Source organism: Parapedobacter sp. GCM10030251 (assembly GCF_042666505.1).
Taxonomy (GTDB): Bacteria; Bacteroidota; Bacteroidia; order Sphingobacteriales; family Sphingobacteriaceae; genus Parapedobacter.
This window is the reverse complement of sequence record NZ_JBHTDN010000001.1, coordinates 401,013-426,856: the sequence shown is the minus strand read 5'-3', so window position 1 is coordinate 426,856 and position 25,844 is coordinate 401,013. Positions and strand designations below refer to the sequence as shown.

22 protein-coding genes are annotated in these 25,844 nt (G+C 49.2%); 12 read left to right on the top strand and 10 right to left on the bottom strand.

All coding sequences use genetic code 11. The features are described from left to right. Positions 1 to 68: 68 nt before the first annotated feature. On the top strand, positions 69 to 539 hold the full coding sequence (locus ACFQRK_RS01905; RefSeq protein WP_379003062.1) for a MarR family winged helix-turn-helix transcriptional regulator: 471 nt from the start codon (positions 69 to 71) through the stop codon (positions 537 to 539). A gap of 514 nt (positions 540 to 1,053) precedes the next feature. Here the strand turns inward: ACFQRK_RS01905 and ACFQRK_RS01900 are convergent. The 4 genes from ACFQRK_RS01900 to ACFQRK_RS01885 form a co-directional block, all read right to left on the bottom strand. Further along, positions 1,054 to 1,959: a DMT family transporter gene (locus ACFQRK_RS01900; protein ID WP_379003060.1), complete on the bottom strand. Its 906-nt coding sequence runs from the start codon at positions 1,957 to 1,959 to the stop codon at positions 1,054 to 1,056. A gap of 8 nt (positions 1,960 to 1,967) precedes the next feature. Next, the gene (locus ACFQRK_RS01895) at positions 1,968 to 3,035 is read right to left on the bottom strand and encodes an NADH:flavin oxidoreductase/NADH oxidase (protein WP_379003058.1); all 1,068 of its coding nucleotides are present in this window, start codon (positions 3,033 to 3,035) and stop codon (positions 1,968 to 1,970) included. 43 nt (positions 3,036 to 3,078) lie between these two features. Then, complete coding sequence (locus ACFQRK_RS01890) at positions 3,079 to 3,834, bottom strand: MerR family transcriptional regulator (protein WP_379003056.1); 756 nt, start codon at positions 3,832 to 3,834, stop codon at positions 3,079 to 3,081. A 283-nt stretch (positions 3,835 to 4,117) separates the two neighbouring features. Then, the gene (locus tag ACFQRK_RS01885) at positions 4,118 to 4,582 is read right to left on the bottom strand and encodes a hypothetical protein (protein ID WP_379003054.1); all 465 of its coding nucleotides are present in this window, start codon (positions 4,580 to 4,582) and stop codon (positions 4,118 to 4,120) included. Between the two features lie 179 nt (positions 4,583 to 4,761). Here ACFQRK_RS01885 and ACFQRK_RS01880 point away from each other — a divergent pair, with 179 nt between their 5' ends. The 7 genes from ACFQRK_RS01880 to ACFQRK_RS01850 all read left to right on the top strand — a co-directional run bounded on the left by ACFQRK_RS01880 (position 4,762) and on the right by ACFQRK_RS01850 (position 16,362). After that, complete coding sequence (locus ACFQRK_RS01880) at positions 4,762 to 7,281, top strand: alpha-L-rhamnosidase C-terminal domain-containing protein (RefSeq protein ID WP_379003053.1); 2,520 nt, start codon at positions 4,762 to 4,764, stop codon at positions 7,279 to 7,281. Positions 7,282 to 7,368: 87 nt separating this feature from the next. Next, positions 7,369 to 7,956, top strand: coding sequence for an RNA polymerase sigma factor (locus ACFQRK_RS01875; RefSeq protein ID WP_379003051.1), 588 nt, complete (start codon positions 7,369 to 7,371; stop codon positions 7,954 to 7,956). Between the two features lie 86 nt (positions 7,957 to 8,042). After that, positions 8,043 to 9,203 carry a FecR domain-containing protein gene (locus ACFQRK_RS01870; RefSeq protein WP_379003049.1) on the top strand — a complete coding sequence of 387 codons (1,161 nt, stop codon included), beginning with the start codon at positions 8,043 to 8,045 and terminating at the stop codon, positions 9,201 to 9,203. Positions 9,204 to 9,451: 248 nt separating this feature from the next. Next, positions 9,452 to 12,727 carry a TonB-dependent receptor gene (locus ACFQRK_RS01865; protein ID WP_379003047.1) on the top strand — a complete coding sequence of 1,092 codons (3,276 nt, stop codon included), beginning with the start codon at positions 9,452 to 9,454 and terminating at the stop codon, positions 12,725 to 12,727. Between the two features lie 4 nt (positions 12,728 to 12,731). Then, entirely contained in the window at positions 12,732 to 14,441 is a 1,710-nt protein-coding gene (locus tag ACFQRK_RS01860) for a RagB/SusD family nutrient uptake outer membrane protein (protein ID WP_379003045.1), read from the top strand. A gap of 36 nt (positions 14,442 to 14,477) precedes the next feature. After that, complete coding sequence (locus ACFQRK_RS01855; protein ID WP_379003043.1) at positions 14,478 to 15,584, top strand: DUF4838 domain-containing protein; 1,107 nt, start codon at positions 14,478 to 14,480, stop codon at positions 15,582 to 15,584. 13 nt (positions 15,585 to 15,597) lie between these two features. Next, on the top strand, positions 15,598 to 16,362 hold the full coding sequence (locus tag ACFQRK_RS01850; protein ID WP_379003041.1) for a carbohydrate-binding family 9-like protein: 765 nt from the start codon (positions 15,598 to 15,600) through the stop codon (positions 16,360 to 16,362). Here ACFQRK_RS01850 and ACFQRK_RS01845 read toward each other — a convergent pair. Both ACFQRK_RS01845 and ACFQRK_RS01840 read right to left on the bottom strand, forming a co-directional pair. After that, a complete protein-coding gene (locus ACFQRK_RS01845; protein ID WP_379003039.1) occupies positions 16,313 to 17,062 on the bottom strand; it encodes a hypothetical protein in 750 nt (249 codons plus the stop codon). The two genes, ACFQRK_RS01850 and ACFQRK_RS01845, sit on opposite strands and share 50 nt — an antisense overlap. 116 nt (positions 17,063 to 17,178) lie before the next feature. Next, the gene (locus tag ACFQRK_RS01840; protein WP_379003037.1) at positions 17,179 to 17,664 is read right to left on the bottom strand and encodes an NUDIX domain-containing protein; all 486 of its coding nucleotides are present in this window, start codon (positions 17,662 to 17,664) and stop codon (positions 17,179 to 17,181) included. A 35-nt stretch (positions 17,665 to 17,699) separates the two neighbouring features. Between ACFQRK_RS01840 and ACFQRK_RS01835 the strand changes: the two genes are divergently transcribed. Then, positions 17,700 to 18,563, top strand: a complete 864-nt coding sequence (locus tag ACFQRK_RS01835) for an alpha/beta hydrolase fold domain-containing protein (protein ID WP_379003035.1) — start codon at positions 17,700 to 17,702, stop codon at positions 18,561 to 18,563. A 6-nt stretch (positions 18,564 to 18,569) separates the two neighbouring features. Then, positions 18,570 to 19,706 (top strand): FG-GAP repeat domain-containing protein, encoded by a 1,137-nt coding sequence (locus ACFQRK_RS01830; protein ID WP_379003033.1) that lies wholly within the window; start codon positions 18,570 to 18,572, stop codon positions 19,704 to 19,706. Positions 19,707 to 19,709: 3 nt separating this feature from the next. Here the strand turns inward: ACFQRK_RS01830 and ACFQRK_RS01825 are convergent, their stop codons facing one another. After that, entirely contained in the window at positions 19,710 to 20,171 is a 462-nt protein-coding gene (locus ACFQRK_RS01825; protein ID WP_379003031.1) for a VOC family protein, read from the bottom strand. Between the two features lie 4 nt (positions 20,172 to 20,175). Beyond that, positions 20,176 to 21,426: an exo-beta-N-acetylmuramidase NamZ domain-containing protein gene (locus ACFQRK_RS01820; protein WP_379003028.1), complete on the bottom strand. Its 1,251-nt coding sequence runs from the start codon at positions 21,424 to 21,426 to the stop codon at positions 20,176 to 20,178. A gap of 130 nt (positions 21,427 to 21,556) precedes the next feature. On the opposite strand from ACFQRK_RS01820, the gene ACFQRK_RS01815 reads away from it, so the two are divergent. Continuing rightward, on the top strand, positions 21,557 to 23,122 hold the full coding sequence (locus tag ACFQRK_RS01815; RefSeq protein WP_379003026.1) for a hypothetical protein: 1,566 nt from the start codon (positions 21,557 to 21,559) through the stop codon (positions 23,120 to 23,122). 207 nt (positions 23,123 to 23,329) lie between these two features. Continuing rightward, the gene (locus ACFQRK_RS01810; RefSeq protein WP_379003024.1) at positions 23,330 to 25,108 is read left to right on the top strand and encodes an ABC transporter ATP-binding protein; all 1,779 of its coding nucleotides are present in this window, start codon (positions 23,330 to 23,332) and stop codon (positions 25,106 to 25,108) included. Between the two features lie 12 nt (positions 25,109 to 25,120). Here ACFQRK_RS01810 and ACFQRK_RS01805 read toward each other — a convergent pair whose 3' ends face one another. Together ACFQRK_RS01805 and ACFQRK_RS01800 are read right to left on the bottom strand one after the other, a co-directional pair. Further along, entirely contained in the window at positions 25,121 to 25,315 is a 195-nt protein-coding gene (locus ACFQRK_RS01805) for a YwbE family protein (RefSeq protein WP_379003021.1), read from the bottom strand. A gap of 2 nt (positions 25,316 to 25,317) precedes the next feature. Further along, positions 25,318 to 25,806, bottom strand: coding sequence for a Dabb family protein (locus ACFQRK_RS01800; RefSeq protein ID WP_379003020.1), 489 nt, complete (start codon positions 25,804 to 25,806; stop codon positions 25,318 to 25,320). Positions 25,807 to 25,844: the final 38 nt, after the last annotated feature.

Below are 25,844 nucleotides of genomic sequence, written 5' to 3'. Positions count from 1 at the left end.
TTTATTTCTTCCATTAATACTTAAAATATATATCTTTGCAAATAAGATACTTTTTAGCAAAAATAGTTGTGGAGACCTCTTACCATAAAAAAAAGATACACGAATTCCGCACGTTAGGCAGACGTTACTCGGATACGTCCATCTTGATGCATGAAGCGATTGCCCGCAAGGCGGGCCTTTCGGGTACCGACCATAAGTACCTAGGATTACTAATCGAGCGGGGAGCCATAACCGCAGGGGAATTTTCTAAATTGACGGGCTTAACCACCGGAGCCGTCACAGGCTTGGTAGACCGACTGGAGAAGAAGAACCTGGCCAAGCGGGAATTCGACAAACACGACCGACGTAAGGTAATCATTGTCCCCCGAACGGAAACAGCTATGAAACTGCTGCGGCCTTTGTTTTCAGAACTTGACAGGAAAACAACCGCATTGGTTAGCTCCTTCTCGGATCAAGAACTCGACGTACTTGAAAGGTATTTTCGGTCGGCTATACAAATTATGAATGAAACCATAGAAAGCTTACATACGGATAATTAAGATGGAGCAACTAACTGCAAATTACCTGACAAGGGCTGAGATATGGCTGTCCATTACCATACTGGCCTATTTCCTGATGAATGGCGCCTAAGTATTTGAAACGGCGGTCATCGTACCCAATGGACCGTCTCCCCGCCAGAATCGCTGTCGCTGTTAGGGGGAAAATACGGACTTAACCTGAAAGCCTTTTGGATCGTCATTCACTCATTGCATGAGCTTACTTTCTTATTGGCGCTCATCTTCTGCTGGAAGATAGATTCGGTCCGAAACTGGTTATTACTTTTGCTTTTACTTCACGTCGCCGTACGTGTTTGGACGCTCACGTATTTTGCGCCGAATATCATCGATTTTCAAAAAATCGCGGCATCTCCGGCAACAGACACAGACCTGCTCGCCCGTACAGCTCAGTGGCGTGTCCTGAATTATATCCGTGTGGGAATTTTTCTGGCGATATCATTCGGACTCATTCCTTTATACATCCTGGTCACGAATTTACGCGTCAAACTTTTTTAAGTCAGGAATGATCCCCAGATACTTTACCCACAGATAACAGGAATACGGTACTAACAATCAACAGCGCTCCCAGCCAATCCAACGCCTGGAAGGAAACGCCCAGCCACAACACCGCGAGCAGCGTGGCAGAAAGCGGCTCGGCTGAGGTAAGTAAACTGGCCTTTTGCCCACCGATCAATTGGACGGCTTTCAGGTATACGTAAAACGGCACTAACGTACCGAACAAGACGACAAATAGGGTGTTTGCGTAGGTATATTCATCCCATTCAATGCCTGCCACATCCCATGGCGGCCTAAGCAACGAGATCGCCACGCCTCCAATAAACAACCCCCAGCCAATAACACTCAGGGCACTGTATTTGTCGAGCAATCTGCCCGGCATCAGAGTATATAAGGCCAGACTTACCGCCGATGCCATTCCCAGCGCAAAAGCCAACGGTGATATACTCAACGAGCGGATATTACCGTGGGTCACCAAGAGGAAGGTCCCCAGCACCGCAAGAAAAATAGCGAGGTATCCCATTGCGTTGAGACGCTTGCCGTATCGAACGGCCAGGTAAATAGCAATCAATACCGGAGCCGAAAATTGTAGAATGGTGGCCGTTGCCGCATTAGAGTGTTTGATCGCTGCAAAGTAGGAATACTGCACAGTGAGCATACCTAGGATGCCAAAAATAAGCAAACGTCGGCGATCGCTCCTATCCCGCCAAATCAACCACATGTGGCGATCCTTCCGTAACAAAGCCACCAACAACAGCAGTATACCGGCGCCTAGCATACGTACGGCCATCAGCCATTCCACGGCCATTGCCCGCTCTTGAAACAAAAATTGTCCACAGGTTCCTGACACTCCCCACAACGTGGCCGCTAACAGGGCCATGAGTACCCCCTTCAGATGATTGTCCATTTTTATCGTTATTGCGGCTTCGCCCGTTCATACTGTACAGGCCATGTAACATCGGCTTTCAAGTCAGCAGCCGCCCGCAAAGGAAAATAGGGATTACGTAGGAACTCCCGGGCCATCATTACCGCATCGGCATCTCCATTGGCTAAAATCGCTTCCGCCTGTGCGGCATCTGTTATTAAGCCAACGGTGGAAGTTAAGATGCCCGTTTCTTTTTTGATTCTGGCGGCAAAAGGCAATTGGTAGGCTGGTCCCACCGGAATCTGCTGGTAGCTCACCAACCCGCCTGTTGATACATCGATTAGGTCTACACCTGCCGTTTTCAATACCGTTGCCAACCGTACGGAGTCGTCAGCATTCCAGCCATCCTCCGCCCAGTCCGTAGCCGAAATTCGGACAAATAAAGGTAAATCTGCCGGCCATGCCGACTTTACGCCCGCAACGACGTCAAGCAGCAACCGGATGCGGTTTTCAAAAGGTCCACCATAGTCGTCTTCCCGCTGATTACTCAATGGCGAAAGGAACTGGTGTAGCAAATAACCATGCGCCGCATGAATTTCAGCAACCTGAAAGCCTGCGCGGAACGCGCGCGCTGCCGCCTCGGTGAAGTCGGCGATAACTTTGTGGATGCCCTCGCGGTCCAATTCCACAGGCATCGGATAATAGTCCGCAAATGCTACGGCCGATGGCGCTACCGGCACCCATCCCCCCTCTTCTTCGGTCACCCTTCCCCTGCCCTTCCAAGGTACGGCTGTGCTGGCCTTCCGGCCGGCGTGCGCGAGCTGGATACCTGGCACGCATCGTCGTCCCTTAATAAAAGTGGTGATCTGCGCTAGCTTTTCGATGTGCTCATCTTTCCAGATGCCCAGGTCATACGGGGAGATCCGACCCTCGGGAGAAACCGCCGTAGCTTCGGAGATGACCAGGGACACCCCTCCTACCGCCCGGCTTCCCAAATGCACCAGGTGCCAATCGTCAGCGAATCCATCCACAGACGAATACTGGCACATGGGCGACACGATCAGTCGATTTTTCAAGGTAACCCCCTTAATGGTCAAGGGGCTGAAAAGCACAGACATATATTTTGCAGTTATCGGACTGCAAACTAAGCGAAAATCGCTTTTATTTGCAATAGTGGTCAATCGCCTGTTTCAAAAACCGGCCGAACGCTACCCCTCCAACTTCGGTATAACGGGGATCAGCCATGTAGAGTTCTCCAAGTCCTTTGTAAGCTTCTACCTGATCGCCCGGTTTACCCCAAAACCGCAGGATATAGTGATAGTGCTTGTCAATCTCCTGTTGAACCGGTTCGGAAACGGGATCTATACCCTGACTGCAAAAGTAGGCCAATGTTTCCCAGTTTTCCTTAAAGCCACTCTTTAATTTCTCAAACTCGTCCTTGCCCATGCCGACAAGTACCTGCTCCGAGTGCGTTACCTGATCTGGCCATTTCGCCAAGGCTTCCTTTCGCCATGCGGTGGCCTGCTCCTTTGGGAGCCCCTCGTACAATTCTTCGTAGTTCATCTTGATCTTTCCTTTGATATGTAAAATAGTTTTATCCAATGTCGACATGAGCCGGTCGATACGCTTCCGACGTGCTTTCAGCAGCTGCTTTTGACTTTCCAGTGCACTTATCAAGTCAAAATCCGGACGGTTGATCAATGCGGCGATTTCCTTTAGTCCGAAATCCAGCTCCTTGTAGAAAAGGATTTGCTGTAACTGCAGCAGCTCACTTTTGCCGTATAGCCGATACCCTGCAGCGGTGCGGATCGATGGTTTGAGCAGACCAATCCGATCGTAATGATGGAGCGTGCGCACACTCACACCGGCCGCCTTCGCAAGCTTCTTTACCGTGTATGCTGTCAGGTCATTATCCATTGTTCCGACAAAGGTAGGCTATGACGTAAGGTAAGAGTCAAGAACTTTTTTCACTTTTTTTTAATTTGTGCCTTTGAGCATAAAAAAGACCCGGCGATGGCTCATGGCTTTAATCTCCGAGGCGGCATCGACACTAAAAGAAAAAGCGGTACCTTTAAGCAGCGGGAATGTACGTACCTGCGGTCGATCCGCAAACGTTTGGTCGTCCTCAGACAAAGAATATGCTGCAGTTAGGGCGTAAATAGGAAGAAGAAAATAAGTGGTAAGGGGGCAATAGACCAAACTAAAAGGGCCGGAGATAAGGCCTACTCGTGAAAGGTGAGAATGCCCAAGGGATGGACAAGAATATTATGAGTAGACCAACGGTAAACCAAAGGGCCATGGTTTTGTACTTGGCGGAATCTGTCGGTTTCCGCTTGGCTTTGGCTGAACCGAAGGTAATCACAATGACGGCAAACACCATCATCGTAATATGTTCCATACCAAAAAAACGAAGATCCCGCTGGTGTACGGCTTCCCGGAAATTGTGCAGGAAATGCGTCACAATTGGGCTGACGACATACAGTGCTCCCCCCAAAAGTAGCTGAATATGGGCGACGGTTGCTGTCCAATGCCTAACGGAATTATCGAAATGTGAAAACTGCTTTCTGGTTAGCCATCCCCTGTATCCACGAAAGATCGCGAAAAGCAAGCTGCCCAATACCATCCAGCGAACCAATGAATGCAGGGCCAATAACGTTACAAACATGCTAGGATTAACTATTGCTCCGGATGCGCTTGCAAATAAACGAAAAAAGTTAATGGATAAGACGTCGGATTTTATGTCAAAAAAGACAAACATTTGTCGCTTTTTTGAAAAGCGAATCCCCAAGCTATTGCTATGTTTGCAGCACGAATTAACCATTTGTATAACCCAGATTGAACGGCATGTCAGAAAAAATCCGCGGAGTATTCTCCACAATAGGTTTTATTAGTTTATTTTCCCTCATTTGTTCGCCCGCCGAGTCCTTCAGTCAGCTCCCTTCCACTCGTACGAACTATCAACTCCCTAAAGACTCGGGCATTGCTCCTTACCCCATTGTATCCGGTGGCGCTTTCACCGGAAAACAAGTCACAGCCTCACCTGACCCCTTGGTATCCTATGTTTGGGAACACAAAAGCGAAGAACTCCAGGTATATCACCTGAAACCGGTACAGGTTCATTCGGAGACAGCCGCCAGCTTTGAGGGAACGGAATCTGCCCTGACCGATGACTGCTCGATCACTGTCAATGGTGAAGGCTCCATCCGTTTTGACTTCGGTGTGGAAAGTGCTGCATGGATCGAATTTGACAGTCCAGATCTAACGGGAGAAGTGCAGATGAGTATCAGCGAATACAATCAGCCTGCGATTGTCAATTCAGGGCCGCAATCCCCTCATAAGACCGGGATACCGGTGAAACACGGAAATACCTATCGATTGGAGCTAAATGCGGAACTTTATGAAGGCGTCCGGTTCGGATGGATCCATGTAACGAGATTTGACAGGCCTTGGCACATTAAGAATGTCCGCCTGGTCTGCCAGACCAAACCCGTAAACTACGCTGGGCACTTCGAGAGTTCCGACACCATACTGAATCGGATTTGGTACACCGGGGCTTACGCCGTTAAACTGAATTTGCTGAAAGACCATATCGGCGCCATTCTGATGGACCGGGGCGATCGTCACTCATGGACGGGAGATGCACATGTTTCCCAAGCGGTGAGCATGATCGCCTTTGGTAATTACGAAATGGTACGCCATAACTTACAGCGAACAGCAGAAGACAACAATTCCATAGAAAGTTATTCGCTGTTATGGATTCACAGCCTGCTCGACTACTACCGTTATTCTGGCGACGAAGCGTTTCTGCGGTCCCACCTGGGCACCCTGAAACGGAAGCTCAATCATGCGGCACAGGTAATCGCCGACGATGCCAACCTGGGATTTTACGGGTGGGATGAACGGCTGGGCGCGGGATTCGAAACCCCCAATATACCTCAAAACCGACATGCATACAGATTATTATATATTCAGACATGCACGGAACTCGCCAAGGTATTGGCCGCGTTTGGAGAAGAGGAACTAAGCGTTAACTACAAGCGGTTGGGCGACCAAAAACTTGCCGAGATTAGGAAGAATCCGCGATGGTACCAATCCATTGGATTACATGCGGCCGCCGAGGCAATGAACGGTGGCTACCTGACTCACCAGGAGTCAACAGCGCTGGTACGTCACTATTTTCTCGACCGGTCAAACATCGTCTCTTTTTCTCCCTTCAATCAATATTTTATCATCAAAGCCCTAGCTGCCGGCGGTCTGCACGGCGAAGCGTTGTTGGCAATCGACAAGACCTGGGGCGGACAACTTCGGCTTGGGGCGACCACGTTTTGGGAGTGTTTCCGTCCGGAATGGTCAAACCTGTTTCTGCCCAATGACCCCATTCCAAACGGCCAGCACGGTTACACTAGCCTATGTCACCCGTGGAGCAGCGGCGCAACCCGGTGGCTTTCTGAAGAAATACTGGGTATCAAACCGATATCGCCGGGATTTAAACGTTTTCGAGTTATTCCCCATCTCTCCAACTCTTTAAACGCCGTAAGCGGCGGTCTGCCCACACCGCTCGGGGCCATCCGTTTTGGCATCGACGTAAACAAGGGTACGGCGTACCTTCATTCACCCACAGGCAGTCTGGCTACCATCGGGCTTCCAAAAATGGGAAAACGCATGCGGCGCATTACCGTGAACGGCCACGATGTTTACCCCCGTCGCAATGCGCAGAACCCACCCTACGCGATCCCAACGGAAGACGATGGATTCGTATACCTTCCCGATCTTCCTTCCGGTTCTTATGAAATCGATATGGAGTATGAAGATGAACAACGTAAAAGCCATCCTCCTAAAACAAAAAAGAGAAACGCCAACCATACCGAATTGGTTTCGGTCGATAGCACTACCTCTACCGATTGGGTGGACCGGTATGGACGGGACGGTTATTTCCTTTTTGATCATCAGGGCAATGCGGCTCAGCAAAACACGCTCCCGGACTATGTGGAAAAAATCGTATGGAAGAACGAAGGAACGGGCGCCCCTCGTTTGGGCAACTGGCCATTAGACGGCCATGGTCCTTTGCCGATATTAGCTACGCAAAATCCAATGGCCTGCTATCAAACCTACTGTCTCGACATCCTGGCCCAACCGGAAAAAGTCTATCAATTTACGCTTCGTACCGCAGAACTCGGCACAAACGGTAAATTTGTCATTGATCTTTTTGACGAACGGACCAAAAATTTGATACACCCGACCATCCTGGTAAAGACAACCGGCAATGTTCGTTATTATACGTTTAGGACAAGGGGACCTGTGCGGGTTAGGCTTAGTCACGTTGCTGGCGAAGATGCAGGCCTTTCCGGCATTTTCTTCCAATAGGCGCTATGGGAAGCGTCTTGAATAACGCAGAACGAATAATGGATCTGCTTGATTCCCGCATTTTTTTTCACGTTATTCGTACCAGGTATGAAGCGCTTACAGCCCGAAGATTTGCTCAATGACTTCCTGCAAGGAGATACGGATGCGTTTACCCAGATCGTAAAGATGCATAACCGAGCGCTTCGCTATTTTTCCTGGACCATGGTGAAAGACCGGGAGGCTGCCGAAGAAATCGCTAATGACAGCTTCTTCAAATTGTGGCAGTCCCGCGGCAATTTCGATTCAATGGCTGCTATCCGCTCGTTTCTCTATGTCGTAACCCGCAACGCTTGCCTGAATTACGTACAATCACCGCGACACCGGCAACGGGCGGGCATGGTGGAGGCCGAGCAGCTTTTGAGCAGTGACCCGGATGTGGAATCGCGGCTGATCGAGCTGGAACTATTGGATGCCATCTACCGGGAGATTGAGAAACTCCCGCAAAAGCAACGGGACGTCTTTCGTCTTGTATTTTTTGAAGGGCTAACTGTGCAAGAAATTTCCGAGAAGCTCGGTATAACGGCTAACGCCGTCTACCTGAATAAATCACTCGCCGTTAAATCACTCCAACATGCGTTTAAAGGTTATGACGTGATGCTTTATCTTGCATTTTTGACGTATCTCGGAAAAAATTAATTTTTTTTCAATTTTCATTACAGATTCTGAATGCGTTTCGGTTCTATACCTAAAACGGCCGTATGGCCATTGAACGACCGAAAAGAATGGAAAGAAGCGCGATCGTATCGCTATTACGCAAATACCAAAGCGGGGAATTAACCGCTGCGGAGCGAGCAGAGCTACAGAAATGGGCAAATCGTCATCCGGCCAATCAGGCACTGGTAGAACGTGCTGCCGATGCGACGTGGCTCAGCCAAGCATTATCAGATTACGATCAAGTGCTCAATGACGATCACAGTACGGCGGCACAATTGACCCAGCATATCACGGGCCGCATTGACTTGCTGTCTGCCAAACCGGCGAAACTACGCAAATGGCTCCCTTATGCAGCCGCAGCAATTCTTGCCGTTGCCATTGGCACATGGTTCTACACCGGGACCGAACCGCTTCCTCCCCTTGGCCCCGAATTCACCGATATACCACCCGGAGGTAATCGCGCAACCTTGACGCTTGCCAGTGGTCAAACAATCGCCCTCAGCGACGCTCACGAAGGAATCGTCCTCCGCAAAGACAGTGCCGTGTACAATGACGGGACCATTCTGGCCCTCCCGCCTTCAGACACGCTTGTACTCACCACCCCTAAAGGCGGTACTTACCAGATCACGCTTTCCGATGGTTCGAAAATCTGGCTCAATGCGGCCTCGACACTTAAATATCCCTCCCGATTTAGTGGTGAAATACGCCAAGTTGAATTTTCGGGGGAGGGTTATTTTGAAATAGAAAGAGACTCCCGTAAACCATTTCGGGTGATCAGCAAAGGGCAGCAAGTGGAAGTATTGGGCACGGCATTTAACCTTTCAGCTTATCCTGATGACGAGATCATACGGACCACGCTGTTATCGGGTAAGGTACAGGTTATCCGGGATAGTCATACCGGAACTACTGAGTCTACGGTACTTTCTCCTTCGGAGCAGGCTCTTAACACCAAGTCCCATTTGCGAAAAGAAGCCGTGGATCCCAACCGAGAAATTGCATGGCGCGATGGAGTCTTTACATTCCGCCAGGAAAAACTGGGGGATATCATGCGCAAAGTAGCGCGGTGGTATGATGTTGAAGTCGAATTCCAAGACGATGTCATAAACCGTACGTTCAGTGGGACCGTATCCCGCTATGCGACTATCAGCGAAGTGCTGGGCACGCTTTCCCTAACCGATCGGGTACAGTTTGATGTGCAGAACCGGACCATACGAGTTAAATCAAAATAATTATGAACCAAGTAAGCAAAAAACAATGAGAAGACCGAAAACTACAAAACACCCCTAGCCGGAATCCTGGGTAGTAGCATGCCGAAAAGCGGAACCCTGAGTTGCGATCAGGATTCCGTAAACTGCCCTGGTTATCCCACATGTTTCATTTCAAGAGAGTTTTAACCAAAGACTAACAAATGTATAAAATTTTTATGAGTAAGATTTTATGCCTACCGTGGCGTGGCATAAAAAAAACCCTGTTACTAATGAACCTAAGCGTATTTTCGCTTTCAATCACGATATTCCAGGTACTCGCCGTTGGAACCGCGGCACAGACCATTTCGCTTTCCGAAAAAAGCGCACCGTTGGCACAGGTGCTCGATAAGGTCACCAACCAGAGTGGTTTTTACTTTTTGTATGATGACGAGAGCATTCGAAACGCGGATCCGGTAACGATCGAAATGAAGAATGTTCCGTTGGACGAAGCTTTACAGCGGATATTCGCCGCTACGCCCCTCCGTTACACCAAAAAAGGAAAGACCATCGTCATCAAACCGTCGAATAAGATCACCCGACCGGCGGCCAACGTACGATCCAATCTTCAACAACCAAGAGTGGTGAGGGGGAAAGTCGTGGATCAGGACGACAACCCCATCCAGGGAGTAACTATTACCGTGAAGGGCACGAATACAACCACAACCTCGGACGAAGAGGGCAATTATCAGATCGCGTTGATTCAGGGAACGGACGTACTTGTCTTCAATACACTGGGGTTCGAAGCAACTGAGATTCCCGTGGGTAATCAACAGACGGTCAATGTCTCATTGATCCCCAAGGTAAGCGACTTGGAAGAAGTGGTAGTCATCGGCATGGATAACCGACAAACCAAGCGCTCGGTTACCGGAGCTATCGCGACGATACAAACCAAAGAGTTAAAGCAAAGTCCGGTAGCCAACCTGAGTAACGCATTGGCCGGTAGGCTCCCTGGCTTAATTACCGTACAGCAAAGCGGGCAACCGGGCAATGACGAGGCAACCTTGTACATCCGCGGAAAAGGCACTTACGGGAATTCAGCTCCCTTGGTTGTCATCGATGGGTTGCCCAGGGCTCAGGCAGACTTTAATCAACTGGATGCCAACGAAATCGAGTCGGTAACTATTTTGAAAGACGCGGCTTCTTCTGCGCTATATGGAATTCAGGGCGCCAATGGAGTAATCGTCGTTACGACCAAAAGAGGAACCAGTAACCGAAAGCCCGAAATCAATTTCACGGCACAACAGGCAATACAACAACCCATCCGTCTGCCGAGCATGATGGGCGCTTACGACCAGGCATTGTACTTTAAAGACGTGGATATGAACTCGGATGTCCCGGTCAGGTATACGGATGAAGTGTTGGAAATTATCCGTACGGGAGCAGATCCGTATCAGTATCCCGACGTAAATTGGTTTGATGTCGTTTTAAAAGATCGATCGCTGCAAAATCAGTACAACGTGAACATCACGGGAAGTGCCGCTGCCGGGCTGCGATACTTTATTTCGGGCAGTTACATTAAACAGGGTACACTGTTGAAACACCAGGACATTTTTGAAGACAACTACGGAGTCCGGAGCAAGTTTGACCGCTATAACTTCCGCTCGAACGTGGATTTGGATGCCACACCGAGGCTGAATATCCGAATTGATTTGGCGGGGCGACTGGAAAACCGGACGGGACCCGGACCCGGCTTCGGGGAAATTTTCTCGGATATTACCGGGAGGTACCCCTCCAGTCAGCCTGTTTTTAATCCGGACGGGAGTTTAGGGGCAGGCAGTGCCTTGGAAATCCCCTATCACAGTAATCCGTATGGGCTCGTTACCCAAAACGGCTACTATGCCGATTATACCAACGTCATGTACGGTACGCTGGCAGCCAAGCATAAACTTGATTTTATTACCGAAGGCTTAGATGCGCAGATTTATTTTAGCTTTGAAAATAACAACAATAAGATTACCCGTAGGTTGCAGGATTTCGATTCATTTTGGTTCCGGGGGAACAACAATGCGGGCAATCCGGTTTATCAGCAACACACCATCGCCTCCCGATTGGCGACTTCAGGATCAAGCTTTATCCAGCGCTATAATTACCTTGATTTCCGGGTCAATTACAACAAGTCGTTCGGGGAACATGCCATCACCGGCCAATTGCTTGCGAACCGCACCCTGCGGATGGTAAATGACGAGCTACCCTATGCCTACCAGGGCGTGAGCGGCCACTTTACCTACGATTTTAAATCAAAGTATTTCCTAGAACTGAATCTGGGATACAACGGATCGGAAAATTTTCCGCCGGATAGGCGTTATGGTTTCTTTCCGGCGGTTTCGGCAGGGTGGGTCCTCAGCGACGAACGCTTTTTCGCATGGGATTTTGTAAAATACCTGAAATTCAGGGGATCTTATGGTATTGCGGGCAACGACAAAATTGGCGGGGAACGCTGGCTGTACATTACCGATTTTGCACCCGGCGGGGGATACCGGTTCGGCGTTTCGCCGGTCAACGTACCGGGATACAACGAAAACCGTGTTGGCAATAATTACGTTACGTGGGAACGCGCTGTAAAAAGCAACTTCGGATTCGATCTATCACTCTTTAGGCAAAATGAAATCGGCTTATCATTCGATGTATTCAGGGAAAAACGTAATAACATCCTGACTCCCCCGGGCGACGTGCCTGATTTCGTCGCTATTTCCGGTTTGGCTCCCCGGAACAGCGGTGTGGTACTGAATCGTGGGTTTGAGGGAGAAATACGTTTTCAAAAAAGGCTTAGCGAAAAATTCAGTATGTTCACCAATCTCCAGCTTACCTATGCCCGCAACAAAGTGCTGGAAAACGACCAGCCCAATCCAGCATTCGATTACCAGGACCTGCGCGGATACGAAATCGGATATAACCTGGGATACCGGTCGCTTGGCTTTTTCCGCAATGAACAGGATATTGCCAACAGTCCGACGCAAAGCTTTGCCAATAAGGTGATACCGGGTGACATCAAATATGCAGATATAAATCAGGATGGCGTAATCAATGCGTTTGACCGGATACCGGTGCGTACGCAAAGCATACCGCGTTACATCGGGGGACTTTCCATGGGTGCCTCTTTTGCAAGGTTTGACGCGAGCATACTGCTCAATGGCGCACGAGGAAGAACCACATATGTTTACGGATACCCCGGAAGCTTGCTCAATCTTCGCCGGTGGACGCCCGAAAACCAAGACCACGCACTAATGCCCGTGGCCAGCGCCTCCAACAACAATACCGTATTGTCAGACCAATTTGTGCAAAAGGCTGATTACCTAAAAATCAGAAATGCGGAACTGGGGTATGAGTTTTCGGCGCGCTTATTAACGCCCTTGAAAATCAGCTATTCCCGGTTATACGTAAACGCCCAAAATTTAGCGGTATGGGACACCCTATGGTTAAAAGACCGGGATCCCGAATCTCCGGAAGGATACATCGTGTATCCGATCCAACGTATCATCAATTTCGGGATTAACATCAGACTTTAAAAAAATGAAAAAGTTCTTGCGAAGTTTAGCGATTGCAATATACACATTAGGCACGGTATGCCTATTCAATGCATGCAGTAAGGAATATCTGGAAAGAACACCGAGCGACTTCATCAGTGTGGAAGAGGTGTTTACCAACTTGGAGAATGCGGAAGCATTTTTGAACAATGCTTATGGCGCATTGCCCGACTTTCAACGCCAGTCGGTAGATAAGATATCGGACTACATGTTGGGCGGCGGTACAGACGAGATCGGCTTTCAGCAAAGTTCATTTGTGGTAGGCACACCTTACGATTTCAATAACGGTAATTGGAATGCCGTGGTTTTTCCGTTACAACACCTATGGTTTGATTATTATGCCGCCATCCGGCGAATCAATGTATTTCTTGCAAACTACGATAAAATCCCCAACGAGGTGAGCAGTAGTGCGTCCGGAAGGAAGGAACGGTTGCTTGGAGAAGCCTATGGATTGCGGGGGTTCTACTATTTTGAACTCTTTAAGATGTGGGGTGGAGTACCGCTGATAGACAAACCCTTGGAACCTGAACTGCGGGAAAGCGTCCACCTTTCGCGCAGCACTCCGGAAGAGACGGTAGCGTTCATACAGGCAGACCTCAATCAGGCAATCCAATTGTTGCCAGCAAAACATGACGATAGTCAGTATGGCCGCTTTTCTGCAACCATAGCCCGCGCTTTGCTGTCGAGGTTATCGTTGTTTTTTGCCAGCGAACTTTGGAATCCTACCGCCGATCCGGGACGTTGGTCGGCCGCTGCGACAGCGTCAAAGGAAGCGCTCGAGTATGCCGAAAGCAACGGCTATGCATTGTCGCTTACGGCTTCCGGTGGACGTCGGGCCTATGAGCGCATATTTCTGGAACTTAACAACCCGGAGGTCATCTGGTCCAAAAGCTCAGGAGATATCACGAGCTACGGCTGGGATTATTACAATTCGCCAATTGGCTATGGTGGTTGGTATGTCAATAGTCCCCTACAGGAAATGGTTGATGCCTACGAGATGGAGAACGGGGAACTGCCCGTACTTGGTTATTCACCGACGGGCGAACAGATCGTAAACCCCAATGCGGGCTATGACCCACAAAATCCATTTGTGAACCGGGACCCGCGCTTTTACCAGAGCATTCTATATCATGGTGCCATGTGGCAGGGAAGGGCCGTAAACATTGCGCCGGGTGGAGCAGACAACGTAACGATCGGTGCCATTCAACGGGTCAATTATTTTGTCCGAAAATACCTATTGGAGAGCCACAATCTTTTTACCGATGCAGGGAACACCTACAGACGTTTTGCCATTATCCGCCTTGCCGAGCTTTATTTGAATTATGCCGAAGCACTCAATGAGTCCGAAGGTCCTACGGCAGCGGTTTATCAGGCAATCAATACCATACGCAATCGATCCGATATGCCGGACTTACCCATAGGGCTGTCAAAGGACGAAATGCGGGCCCGCATACGGCACGAGCGACGGATTGAACTGGCTTTTGAAGATCATCGCTTCTGGGACGTAAGAAGATGGAAGATAGCCGCCACCGTCGATAATGGACCGGTTCACAAATTGGTTGTGGATGCTAACGGGACGTTCACCTATCCCGTCCACCAAACACGCATATTCGATGAGCGAAAACACTACCTATTTCCAATTCCGCAATCAGAATTGGACAAGAACCCCAATATGGTTCAAAATCCCGGGTGGTAATCGTCATAAAAACATTAATAATAAGCACATAATAAGATGAAAGTTGATTCAAGAAGAAATTTTATAAAGAACGTAGGTTTATTCTCTACGGCGTTAGTAGTAGCTCCTTTAGTGTCCTGTGGAAAACGTGTGAATGGTTCGTCGTCCGGTGACCACGATAGCATCCCTCCCGCTCCTACCGGAAACGAACATTTTTTTCAGACGCGGGGTGCCATTTTAGCTTGGGAAGACATCACGTCGCTTGACTGGCCGATGCTGGCCAGTCAAGCAGGTCTGACCACCCTGAGCGTGCATACCTCCGACACCAACATGCAGTCGGCAGCTTTCAAAAAATTTCTGCTGGATTGCCAAGGCTTTAACATCGCCGTGGAATACGAACAGCATGCCATGGCGGAACTGTTGCCCCGGTCGCTATTCGCCCGACAACCTGAGTTATTCCGTATGGATGAAAAAGGCAATCGAACAGATGATTTTAACTGCTGCCCTTCTTCGACCGAAGCGCTTGAAATCATCGCCAGAAATGCGCGTGAACGAGCGCTGAAACAACAGCCAACGACAGGCCGTTACTACTTCTGGCTGGATGATGGCGGAAAAAAATGCCATTGCCCGGACTGCAAAGAATGGGAAGATAGCGATCAGGCACTGGTCATCGAAAATCGGATCGTACGCGAATTGAAAGAACTTGACCCGCGCAATTCACTGGCACACCTTGCCTACCAAAGCACCATGAAAGCGCCGAAAGCTATCAAGCCCGAACCGGGTATTTTCCTGGAATACGCACCCTTTTTCCGGAGTTGGAGCCGGCCGTTGGCGGATCGGAATGCGAAACGGGAAGGAATGACCATCACACACGGGGAATATATCGACCATCTGGCGGCCAATCTTTCTGTATTCCCAAAAGATACGGCGCAGGTATTGGAATACTGGCTAGATGTGTCCTTATTCAGCGATTGGAAAAAACCAGCGGTAAAACTGCCCTGGAATAGGGATGTGTTTTTATCGGATATCGATACTTATGCCAAGATGGGAATCCGTCATATTACTACCTTTGCGGTGTATATCGACGGCGCGTATGAAAAAGCGCATAAAGATTTGTCGTTTATCAAAGAATATGGCAATGGACTATTGAACTATCAAGGATAAAATTTAAGGAATTATGGAACCTAACAGAATGAACCGAATGGTTGTTGTCATCGCGAGTGTGCTGATTCTGGAACTGCTTTTCAAGGGGTGTATGGACGCCCCTCAAGGGAGCCACCTCGCGCTGAAGGCCAACCCGGTCGCGGTAACGATTGACGGCAAGCTGACGGACGGTGAGTGGGAGAACGCAAACGTCGTGCGGGGATTTGTCAAACCCTGGGATGAAGGACCGGATAACGAAACGACTCTTTGGGTTCAATCTGATAGCAGTTATTTCTATTTTGCTTTTGACGTGGCCGATAAACAAATTGTGGTTGTTCCCGTCGAAAGCGAACAGGCCGTTGCAAGCGGTGATCGGGTGGAATTATTTTTTGCCGGAGATAAGGGCCTAGCTGATTACTATTGTTTCGAAATGGGGCCAGACGGTCGTGTATTGGACTATCGCGCGTCCTTTTACCGCCAGTTCGACAACGCGTGGGACTTTCCGGATCTGGACGTGATCGGCGTCAGAAATGACCGCGGGTATGTCGTGGAAGGCAAAATTCCTTTTTCCAAATTAAATGAATTGGGTATCGTGAAGCAGCGCGGTACCCGCTCATTTTTCTTTATGGGCGCCTATCGCGGAGAATACAGCACCAAAAATCAAGGGGATACAACCATACAGTGGATTACCTGGGTGGATCCGGATGTCGCAGATCCCGACTTCCATATTCCGTCGTCGTTCGGCGAAGTTAGCTACGACCTTCCAATTCCACCACCCGCTTCTCCACGGATTCCATGATTTCGGTTAGACTGGTGATCGCCTCGTCTTTAATTTGGCTGTCACCTATTTTCTGCTCAAGGCGCCTCATCCGCACCACTAATTCATCCAAGCGCTCCTGAACGGCTTGAAAATCTACCGGTATCTGCGGTTCCTTTTTCTTAAACAAGGGCAAGGCAGCAGCGATTAATGCGATGATGCCAATGGTGAGGGCGAGGTAAGCAATCATGGGGTCTTCTTTTTCTGGGTTATCATTTTGATTAGTGAGCTGCTCAGGGTAAATCACTTGTGATCCTTCCGAAGTATCACCGGATTCCGGGGTGGTGTCGGCAACGATTTGTTCCATAGGGGTTTCTTCCGCAGATGGATGTACCAAGCTTTCGGTACGCGCGACGTAGGTGCCATAACCCGAAAGCTGTTTTCGATAGCCCTTTCCCGGCCGCTCGAATATATCGGCAAATATTTGGTTACGTAATGTAACCAACCCTGCCTCATCGGTTGCTTTCATGGACCGCCAAGCGTTATACCACCGCTCAATGCCGTTGACGGGGTTGCTGGATAACTGTTGGCTGAAGCAATCGTAGTCCAACGTTTCGCAGGATATCCTGAAACTGGTATCCGGTGAAACGGCTTTATCCGTTGCTAAAAAATTTATGGTTTCCCTGATGAGCTCATATTTAGCCCGATCTGTCTGACCCTGCGCGAAGGCACTTAAAACCATCAAACTTGTATATACCAAAGTCAACAAACCTCTCCGCATATCTTAAACGTTAGTTACCGAACTTAACTTTATCTTTCTTACGGGCTAAATTACTCTTTTTTTTAAATATCCCGCATCTACTGACGGCGCTTTTGGGAGACACCTTGCCCATCCAGCAATTCCATGAGTCGCTCAAGCAGCGGGATTTGCCGTTCATTGATTAACTGCTTAGCTTCTGCGAGAGTAAACCATCCCGATTTGTCGATCTCGGGGAATGAAAGCCGCTTACCGGAACGTGGGGGCCACTCTAACTCGAAGGTGTTGCTTACCACCTTCTTGGGATCCAGGTCCCCTTCCACTGCCCAGCAAAACACGTGCTTGCCCCCCTTTTGAACGATCGCGTCCAACGGAATGAAGGGACCGGAGAGACGCAGCCCCGTCTCCTCTTCGAATTCTCGGATAGCCGTATCCAACGGGTTCTCAGCGGGAACGATCTCACCTTTGGGAATGGTCCATGCGCCGTTGTCCTTCTTAGCAAAAAAAGGGCCTCCCGGATGCACGAGGAAAAATTGGGGATCCGGACTTTTTCGGCGGAACAACAGAATGCCGGCACTTTGTTTCATGGTGATTACCTCCACAATTTTACTAAATTCGTGACATGAAAACAAACCGCATCTTTCTATTGCTGCCTTTCGTTCTTATGACGGTCCTAAGCACATCCTGTGTCAAAGATTCTGTGGAAGCACCGCCTGCCCTGGAACAGCTCGTCGAAACGAGTGTCGCCTATGGACCGGATGACAGGCAGCGCATGGCGGTGACTTTGCCCGAAGGACGCGATACGGAAACCCCCATTGTCATCTTGATCCACGGTGGGGCGTGGATAAGTGGAGATAAGGAAGACTTAAGTGGCTTGCAACAATTTCTATTGGAAAACCAAATTGGCTCGGTCAGCATAAATTATCGATTCGCGTCTGACAATCACCATTTTGAAGGTTTGATGGAAGACGTCGGATTGGCGTTAGCATCCGTTAATGCGCATGCGCGGGATTGGGGTATCCGGACAGACGGCTATCAACTGCTGGGTGTTAGCGCAGGTGCCCACATGGCGTTGCTTTATGCCTATCACTTTGGGCAGAATACCGGAATTAATTCGGTTATTTCCGCGGCAGGCCCTACCGCATTTCCCGACGAATTTCTGGATGCTGCAGCCGCCAGCCCCTTGAGAGCCCCCATCGAAGCAATGGTAGGCGCATCCCTGGAAATCCCCTATTCCCCACGGTTTGCCGCTGCCAGTCCCCTTACCTACGCAGATGATGCCATTCCCACCTTATTGATCCACGGCACGGCAGATACCACCGTGCCATATGCACTATCCACCTCCCTTGCATCCGTGTTGCAAAACCGCGGAAAAACCGTACAATTAATCACGCTTACGGGAGCGGGACACGACTTTCTTGGGGATCCGACTGCAGCGGTACAGGCGTTGAATAGCGTGCTGAATTGGATAAAAGCCCATGGATAACTGCTCATGCTTTGCTTGTCTTTAGCCGCTTTTTTAGGCCTGACAACTCTCACGGGAGGGGGGCCTCCGCGGTTCTCTACCGAAACTATTGACAATCAAGTAACAGGGGGACAGAACTTGGCTATTGGCGACGTAGATGGCGACGGCAAGTTGGACATTTTACTTGCGGAGTCAAATCAGCTTGTCTGGTATCGCAATGGCGACTGGAAACGATTCGTCATGGCAGATAACCTGACTAATCCTGAAGGCACCTGTATTGCCATCCGCGACCTGGATGGAAAAGCCGAGATTGCCGTAGCATCGGGTTCGGTGCATTACTTGGCACGTCCTGAAGACCCAACTCATCGATGGACACCGGTACGGATCCACCCATCCCCTCCCGCCCATCAGCTGCAATGGGTGAAAGTAAGTGAAGGCAGACACCAATTGGTAATACTACCGAGACTTCCTGAGCAAAACGGGAACGGTCCGACTCAGACACCAACAATATGGGCTTACGAAAAACCAACAGACCCGACCTTACCATGGAAACAACGGTTAATCATGCTACCCATGCCTCTTGCCTACGATTTGGAAGTGTACGATTATGGCGATCGGGAGGTTTTTTACGTCAGTGGAGACGGCGGTGTTATGGGTTTTTTCTTTAAAGATGGCCGTTGGAAGCGCAATACTGCCGACTGGCTGGCTCGGGGACGGCAACTTGGCAAGGTTCGCTTTGGCGCCGTGGCCAGCCGGAATGCGCATGTCTTTACGGCGTTCGAACCGCTCCACGGCAACATGGTAACGATTTATACACCTGGACTCACCGATAGCCTCTTGGCGTACGACAAGATCAAGCGGATTGTACTTGAGCGGAAGATCCACGGAGGCACGGGACTGGAAATAGCGGACTTATTAAACATTGGACGGGATCAGGTGATAGCCGGATGGAAAAGGCCCAATGACGATGGTTTTTTCGGCATTAAATTGTATGTGCCATTCAATAAGTATTGGGAGGCTATGGATGTGTATTGGGTAGATCGCGGGGGGATCGACTGTGAGGGCCTGGCGATTGCTGATATGGATAACGATGGAAAGCCCGACATCGTCGCTTATGGGGGCGTAACCCGTAACCTGAATATTTACTGGAATCGGACGGAGTAACCGTCAACGCTTTTCGTCGTTAACCTCTATCCAATAGCCATCAGGATCCTGGATATAGAGTTGCTTGACACCATCCACACGCGTCCCTACTTTACCCGGCTCATTCTTCACGTCGTAATACGTAATACCGAACTTGCCGAGCCGATCCACAAACTCGTCTATAGACGCTACGCTGAAGCAGATATGGGTATTGCGGCTATGCTGCTTTCGCTCGGTTGCATCCGCAACCAGGTGGAGGGAAAACCCGGGAGCAATCTCCAGCCACACGTGTTTTCCTATTTTGAAAGGTTCGGGAAGGGTGTCCAATTGCAATACTTCCCGGTAAAACGAAGCACTCTCTTTAAGATTCAACACAGACAACGCAATGTGGTTGAAACTTCCCTTATTGGTTTGTGAATAACCGCTTATTGAACTTCCGAAAAGGCACAGTCCCAATAGCGCGCATACGATGAATGATTTTTTCATAGGATCACGGATATAACAGATATGATTGGCGCATTTTTTTGTAGTCACTCAATCCCGGTTCCCACGATTTCCGGATTTCTTCCTCACTCATGCCAGCCATCACCTGCGTTTTAAATTCGTCGTTGCCGATCAGCGCTTCAATCCGGCCCATGGCGGCGCTTTGCGAGGAGTCAAAAAAGCGCTCTTTCTCGGGGAAAGCTTTATAGAACTCAAACATCCATTGCAGATTAATTCTTCCCGTGGCATGCAGGCCCTTAATATCGTAGTTTCTCAGGTCTATACCATAGCATATTTTATCCTTATGCAGCGGCGCTTCCGACATGCCCGGTATACTTACCGGCTTAAAAGAAAATTCATATTGATCCTTCAACTCCGGTGCTCCCAATACCGCAAATGGCATATAGGTACCTCTCCCCTGGCTGATAATCGTGCCTTCAAACAAACATAAAGACGGATAAAGGATAATAGATGCTTGGGTATTAAGATTGGGTGAGGGACTTACCGGCAATTCGTAGTACAGGTCGTGGGTATAATGCTTCAAGGGAATAACCTTGATGTCACATTGGACACCGTTGGCGAGCCATCCCTCTCCATTCAACATGCGGGCGAACTCCCCCATGGTCATCCCGTGGGTGATCGGTATCGGGAACTTCCCAATACCCGACTTAAACCGCATATCCAACACCGGTCCATCTACAAAACCATTGGGATTGGGACGGTCTAAGATAATCAGTTGCTTGCCATGTTCCGCACAGGCTTCCATGATGTCCGCCAGGGTATTGATGTAGGTGTAAAACCGGCAACCGACATCCTGAATGTCAAAAACAAGAATATCCAACGCCTCCATCTGTGCCTTGGATGGCTTCCGGTTCTTACCATATAATGAAACAATCGGTATACTGGTCTGGGAGTCAATTTCATCCGTAACCGCTGCGCCGTTGCTTGCATTCTGGCGAAACCCGTGTTCAGGTCCGAAAATCATCTTAATATCAACCCCCAGGCCGAATAAGCTGTCCACACTTAACTGATTGCCAATAATGGAAGTTTGATTGATCACCATTCCAACACGTTTGCCGGTTAGGTAAGGCACGTAGCTTTCCACCTGATCGGCCCCTGTGACAATGCCGGACGGCTCGCTGATGGTTTTATTGACAGCGTCCGGCTTGCCGACGGCCTTATTGCCATTGTCCGAGCGCTCCGCCGCCCCACTGCATGAAACCAGTATCAACAAAGCTATCATCCACTTATTCGTCATGTCAGACATTTTGGAACCGGCAATTTAGGCAAAAGTTTGGTTTGACGCAAAAAGAAACCTGAATCTAACGGCCGAAACCGAAGGATACCATATAAACCCTATCTTTGACCGACCAATTGTCGTCATCGATATGAATAGATTAACTTTTTTTCTCTTTAAGATAGCGCTGTTGTTGGCGTCATTTTCTGTTAAAAGCCAACCTGCTCCGGATGAAATCCATTTTGTACGGCAAGGGGTACGGCGATTCATTTTTGATGATACACAAACTATTCCGCTGGCTGCCCTCCACCCCAATGAAATTATCGGAATGCAAGCCATGTACCCGGTTATCCACCACATGGAAGCCCATGCGGAGTTGAATGTGCTCGATGGGCAGCTTCGGATCACGGCAGAAGCCGAAACCCAGACCTCCGTTTGGTTCGGTGGGTTCAACCCGTTTGCTACCTATACGCTTGATTTGGCATCCTGTGAGGGAGAAGGCGCGTTCGGCTTTGAGTTTTCAGGTGCGACAAAGAAAGAACGTTTTTTAATTACGGTAAATTATCAGGATAATTGGATTACCGATGTACAACAACTGTTGATAAGGAACGATAAGATCGTGGTGAGCGAATCCATTGCCACTGCCATTCCTCCCACATTAACTTCCCGGGGTAAATTCATACTCCAAATGCTGGGAAGCGGGTTGACATTATATAGCCAAAACGACGGACTCCCCCTGCCAATAGCCCAGTCTGACTTCAGCCAGCACATCGATCTGCGGAAAAAAGACTACGTACATAGTTTCCAATCAAACTTGTTCGTGCAGATTGAATCCGGAGCCGTCCACCTGAATAAGGTGACGTCCGTACTTGGCAGTGGCATGGGCTTGGCAGATATCCGTGCGATCACCTACGAGGATGGGACGCCGTTGTTGGATCAAGGCCGGATTTGGTATACGATGACCATCCGGGGACGGGCATTGCCTCATCATGTGCAGGGTGTTTTCAGCATGAATCCCTCCGTATTTGACCTTCGGTTTGAGGGGGTGATTTTGTTTGATCGGCAAGACGGCATACTTCGGAATGAAGTTGCCTCTCATATCTTTTACGACAGAAACGACAAAGTCTGGCGAGGCATTACCACCGGATTCAGTGCATATGCCCATCCGGATGAGCAAAAACAACTGTTAGCTGTAGAAAGCGCAAAAGATCCTCGATTCGGCTTTTCTGTCATGCAGGCTACGCCTTTTGGCGTGGTGGGTGATATCGAAGACCCACACATTTTATTCGATGAAACAGCCCAAAAATGGCGGATACTAACCTGCGAAAACAACGATGGCTATAAGGCCATTCTATTGGAATCAGACTCGTGGAACAAAGATTACCGCCGCATTGCCGGCCCAGTGGCCCATAATTCCACGGGAACATCTATTCAGCGTATAGGCGGAAAACTTTATTGCTTTTCCGGAAGCCAAAAACGAAAGATCTTTATCTATTCATATCCCGATCTCCACGAAGCCGGCACGCTCAACATGGACTTGCCTCCCTGGGATGAAAAATCTGGCACCCGGGTCTGGCCCAATGTGATAGAGCTACCCGAAGGTTATCCATTCCGCTACATAGCGCTGATGATGGATCGATTTAATTATCCCGGATCGACCGGGCCGAACTGGACGTATGGAGCCTTGTATCTATACCACGGTTACGATAGCCCCTAGCGGGATGTTTTTTGGCACGGCTTATTGTCTGCTTGCCGTAAAAATTAAACGAAAAGAGGTACAGGTTGGCAGTTAGGTACTGACATCAGAAAAATTGGTTCTATAATTGTCGGCCCTCCAAGCCGGTCACTTTTCGTACGCGCCGGATACAAAAAAATCGGGATGGACATGAAGGTTCCATCAGACTATTAAGAACAGACAATTTTAATGAAGCTATTATTATCTTATCTCAGCAGATACAAGGGATTGATCCTTTTGGCGCTGTTGCTCGCCGCGATCAATCAGGTCTTCTCCTTGTTAAACCCCTACATCCTGGGTAATCTGATTATCGACCCTTATGCCAACAAAGCGGCGGAATTTCGCACCCAGAATGCCGATACGGCCTTCTTCCGCGGAATAACCATCGGTCTCCTGCTGATTATCGGCGTGGCCATGGTTTCCCGGATTGCCAAGGCATTTCAGGATTACGTGGTCAATGTGATCATTCAGAAATTCGGTGCCCGGCTTTATACCGACGGCCTGCGGCATGCATTGCAGTTGCCTTACCAAGATTTTGAAGACCAACGGAGCGGTGAGACGCTATCGGTGCTGGTAAAGGCGCGGGCAGATTGTGAGAAGTTCATCACCAATTTCGTCAACGTATTGTTTGCGACATTGGTAGGCATTGTTTTCGTCGTTATCGTATCATTCCGGCTTAGTCCATCACTGCCGGTAATCTATCTGGTCGGTGCATTCATATTGGCTTTTCTGACAAGCTACCTAAGCAAAAAAATCAAGTTCATCCAGAAAAATATTCTGCGCGAAACCAATGCCTTATCTGGATCTACTACCGAATCACTGCGCAATATTGAGCTCGTCAAGAGCCTTGGGCTGACCCAACAGGAAATCGGGCGTCTGAACAGCACCACCCTGAAAATCCTGAAGCTGGAACTCCGCAAAGTGAAAAGTATCCGTGCGGTAAGCTTTGTGCAGGGCACGTTCGTCAACTTCCTGCAACAATGTATTATGTTCGCTTTGTTATTTTTCGTCTTCCGGGATCAGATTACGGTAGGGCAAATGATGATGATGCAATTTTATTCGTTTTTCATCTTCGGCCCGTTGCAGGAACTGGGTAACATCATCCTATCCTACCGCGAGGCAGAGGCGTCATTGAACAACCTGCAGGATCTGTTCAGCAGGAAGCCGGAGTATCAGCCCGCCAACCCCGAAAAAATTAATGCCATCACCAGCTTACGGTTCGACAACGTACACTTCAAACACCAGTCGGCCGTGCGACCGGCGCTGGAGGGGATTTCGTTCGAGGTGAAAAGGGGTGAAACCATTGCCTTTGTCGGTCCCTCCGGTGCGGGTAAAACCACACTTGTAAAACTATTGGTAGGCCTTTACCATCCCAGTGAAGGGCTCATTTTCTACAATGATTTCCGCGGCGATCGCATAGACTTCGACGAATTCCGCCACCAGATCGGCTTTGTCACACAGGATACCCAGCTGTTTTCGGGCACCATACGGGAGAACCTACTCTTCGTAAATCCCGAAGCAACCGATGAGCAGATCATGGACGTGTTGCGCAAAGCGGCGGGTCAAAACATCCTGGCCCGTGCAGATAAAGGGCTGGACACGGTAATTGGCGAAGGCGGATTGAAGTTATCAGGAGGTGAAAGACAACGGCTTTCAATTGCAAGGGCGTTATTAAGGCGACCGCACTTGATGATTTTCGATGAAGCTACTTCTGCGTTGGATTCGATTACCGAGGAAGAGATTTCCACTACCATCCGTCAGATCACGGCAGAACGTCAGCACATTACCATCATGATTGCCCATCGCCTGTCGACGATCATGCATGCCGACCGGATTTTCGTATTGGAAAAGGGGAAAATTGCCGAAACAGGGAGCCACGGGGCACTACTCGACATGAAAGGGCTTTACTATGCGATGTGGCGGCAACAGATTGGCGAACGCAAGGAGGAGGCGCCTATGCCGGCCTAAGAGCGCCCAAAGCTAACGTAAAATCTCCGCCACACGACCGATCTGTCCATCCTCCAGGCGTACCTTGATTCCCCTGGAATGAAAGGGTGCGGAAGTGAGGATGTCTTTTACGACACCCTCTGTGAGTTTACCGGTACGCTGGTCCTTTTTGAGGATAATAGCTACCTCAAGCCCCGGATAAATGTCCTTGCGGTATTGTCCGTCCACTCTTAAACAATCGCTTGCTTCACCACGGAATCGTGCACGACCACCTTATTCCAGAATTTTGAATATTTGTCAATCGCAGCCAAATGAACCGGATGCGTTTCATAGGTATTGATTTCGTCCATGCCATCAAAAAACACCAATAGATTGTATGTAAAACTATTGTCGACCACGTCCCGAGCGTGTGTGGCGGCGGCGCGGCCGTAGTGAAGTGATTTAATACCCGGAATGACTTTCAATTCTTCAAAGAATCCAGCAAAATCATTGATTTCCTGTTCAGATAGCCCATCATTGAGCCAAAAAAGTACATAATGTGCGATTACTTCCTTGTTTTCCATCGTTGTATTGGTTTCTTGGTTTTCAGCGTTAGTTTCAGTAGTTTGATCATTTTCCTGTTTAGAGGTCGGTGAGGCGCATGCAGCCAACAGACCGCCTCCGGCGCCCACCACAGCAACGGCTGCGCCGGCCTGTTTGATAAATCGTCGTCTTTCCATAATTGATGATTTACTATTTTAATTTTATTGATTCAACA

Excerpts from the sequence above, each read along its gene's own strand:
- ACFQRK_RS01880 (WP_379003053.1), top strand. The coding sequence starts at position 4,762 with ATGTCAGAAAAAATCCGCGGAGTATTCTCCACAATAGGTTTTATTAGT.
- ACFQRK_RS01860 (WP_379003045.1), top strand. The coding sequence starts at position 12,732 with ATGAAAAAGTTCTTGCGAAGTTTAGCGATTGCAATATACACATTAGGC.
- ACFQRK_RS01855 (WP_379003043.1), top strand. The coding sequence starts at position 14,478 with ATGAAAGTTGATTCAAGAAGAAATTTTATAAAGAACGTAGGTTTATTC.
- ACFQRK_RS01870 (WP_379003049.1), top strand. The coding sequence starts at position 8,043 with ATGGAAAGAAGCGCGATCGTATCGCTATTACGCAAATACCAAAGCGGG.
- ACFQRK_RS01875 (WP_379003051.1), top strand. The coding sequence starts at position 7,369 with ATGAAGCGCTTACAGCCCGAAGATTTGCTCAATGACTTCCTGCAAGGA.
- ACFQRK_RS01820 (WP_379003028.1), bottom strand. The coding sequence starts at position 21,426 with ATGACGAATAAGTGGATGATAGCTTTGTTGATACTGGTTTCATGCAGT.
- ACFQRK_RS01825 (WP_379003031.1), bottom strand. The coding sequence starts at position 20,171 with ATGAAAAAATCATTCATCGTATGCGCGCTATTGGGACTGTGCCTTTTC.
- ACFQRK_RS01835 (WP_379003035.1), top strand. The coding sequence starts at position 17,700 with ATGAAAACAAACCGCATCTTTCTATTGCTGCCTTTCGTTCTTATGACG.
- ACFQRK_RS01895 (WP_379003058.1), bottom strand. The coding sequence starts at position 3,035 with ATGTCTGTGCTTTTCAGCCCCTTGACCATTAAGGGGGTTACCTTGAAA.
- ACFQRK_RS01865 (WP_379003047.1), top strand. The coding sequence starts at position 9,452 with ATGAACCTAAGCGTATTTTCGCTTTCAATCACGATATTCCAGGTACTC.
- ACFQRK_RS01900 (WP_379003060.1), bottom strand. The coding sequence starts at position 1,959 with ATGGACAATCATCTGAAGGGGGTACTCATGGCCCTGTTAGCGGCCACG.
- ACFQRK_RS01885 (WP_379003054.1), bottom strand. The coding sequence starts at position 4,582 with ATGTTTGTAACGTTATTGGCCCTGCATTCATTGGTTCGCTGGATGGTA.
- ACFQRK_RS01810 (WP_379003024.1), top strand. The coding sequence starts at position 23,330 with ATGAAGCTATTATTATCTTATCTCAGCAGATACAAGGGATTGATCCTT.
- ACFQRK_RS01815 (WP_379003026.1), top strand. The coding sequence starts at position 21,557 with ATGAATAGATTAACTTTTTTTCTCTTTAAGATAGCGCTGTTGTTGGCG.
- ACFQRK_RS01840 (WP_379003037.1), bottom strand. The coding sequence starts at position 17,664 with ATGAAACAAAGTGCCGGCATTCTGTTGTTCCGCCGAAAAAGTCCGGAT.
- ACFQRK_RS01800 (WP_379003020.1), bottom strand. The coding sequence starts at position 25,806 with ATGGAAAGACGACGATTTATCAAACAGGCCGGCGCAGCCGTTGCTGTG.
- ACFQRK_RS01850 (WP_379003041.1), top strand. The coding sequence starts at position 15,598 with ATGGAACCTAACAGAATGAACCGAATGGTTGTTGTCATCGCGAGTGTG.
- ACFQRK_RS01890 (WP_379003056.1), bottom strand. The coding sequence starts at position 3,834 with ATGGATAATGACCTGACAGCATACACGGTAAAGAAGCTTGCGAAGGCG.
- ACFQRK_RS01830 (WP_379003033.1), top strand. The coding sequence starts at position 18,570 with ATGCTTTGCTTGTCTTTAGCCGCTTTTTTAGGCCTGACAACTCTCACG.
- ACFQRK_RS01845 (WP_379003039.1), bottom strand. The coding sequence starts at position 17,062 with ATGGTTTTAAGTGCCTTCGCGCAGGGTCAGACAGATCGGGCTAAATAT.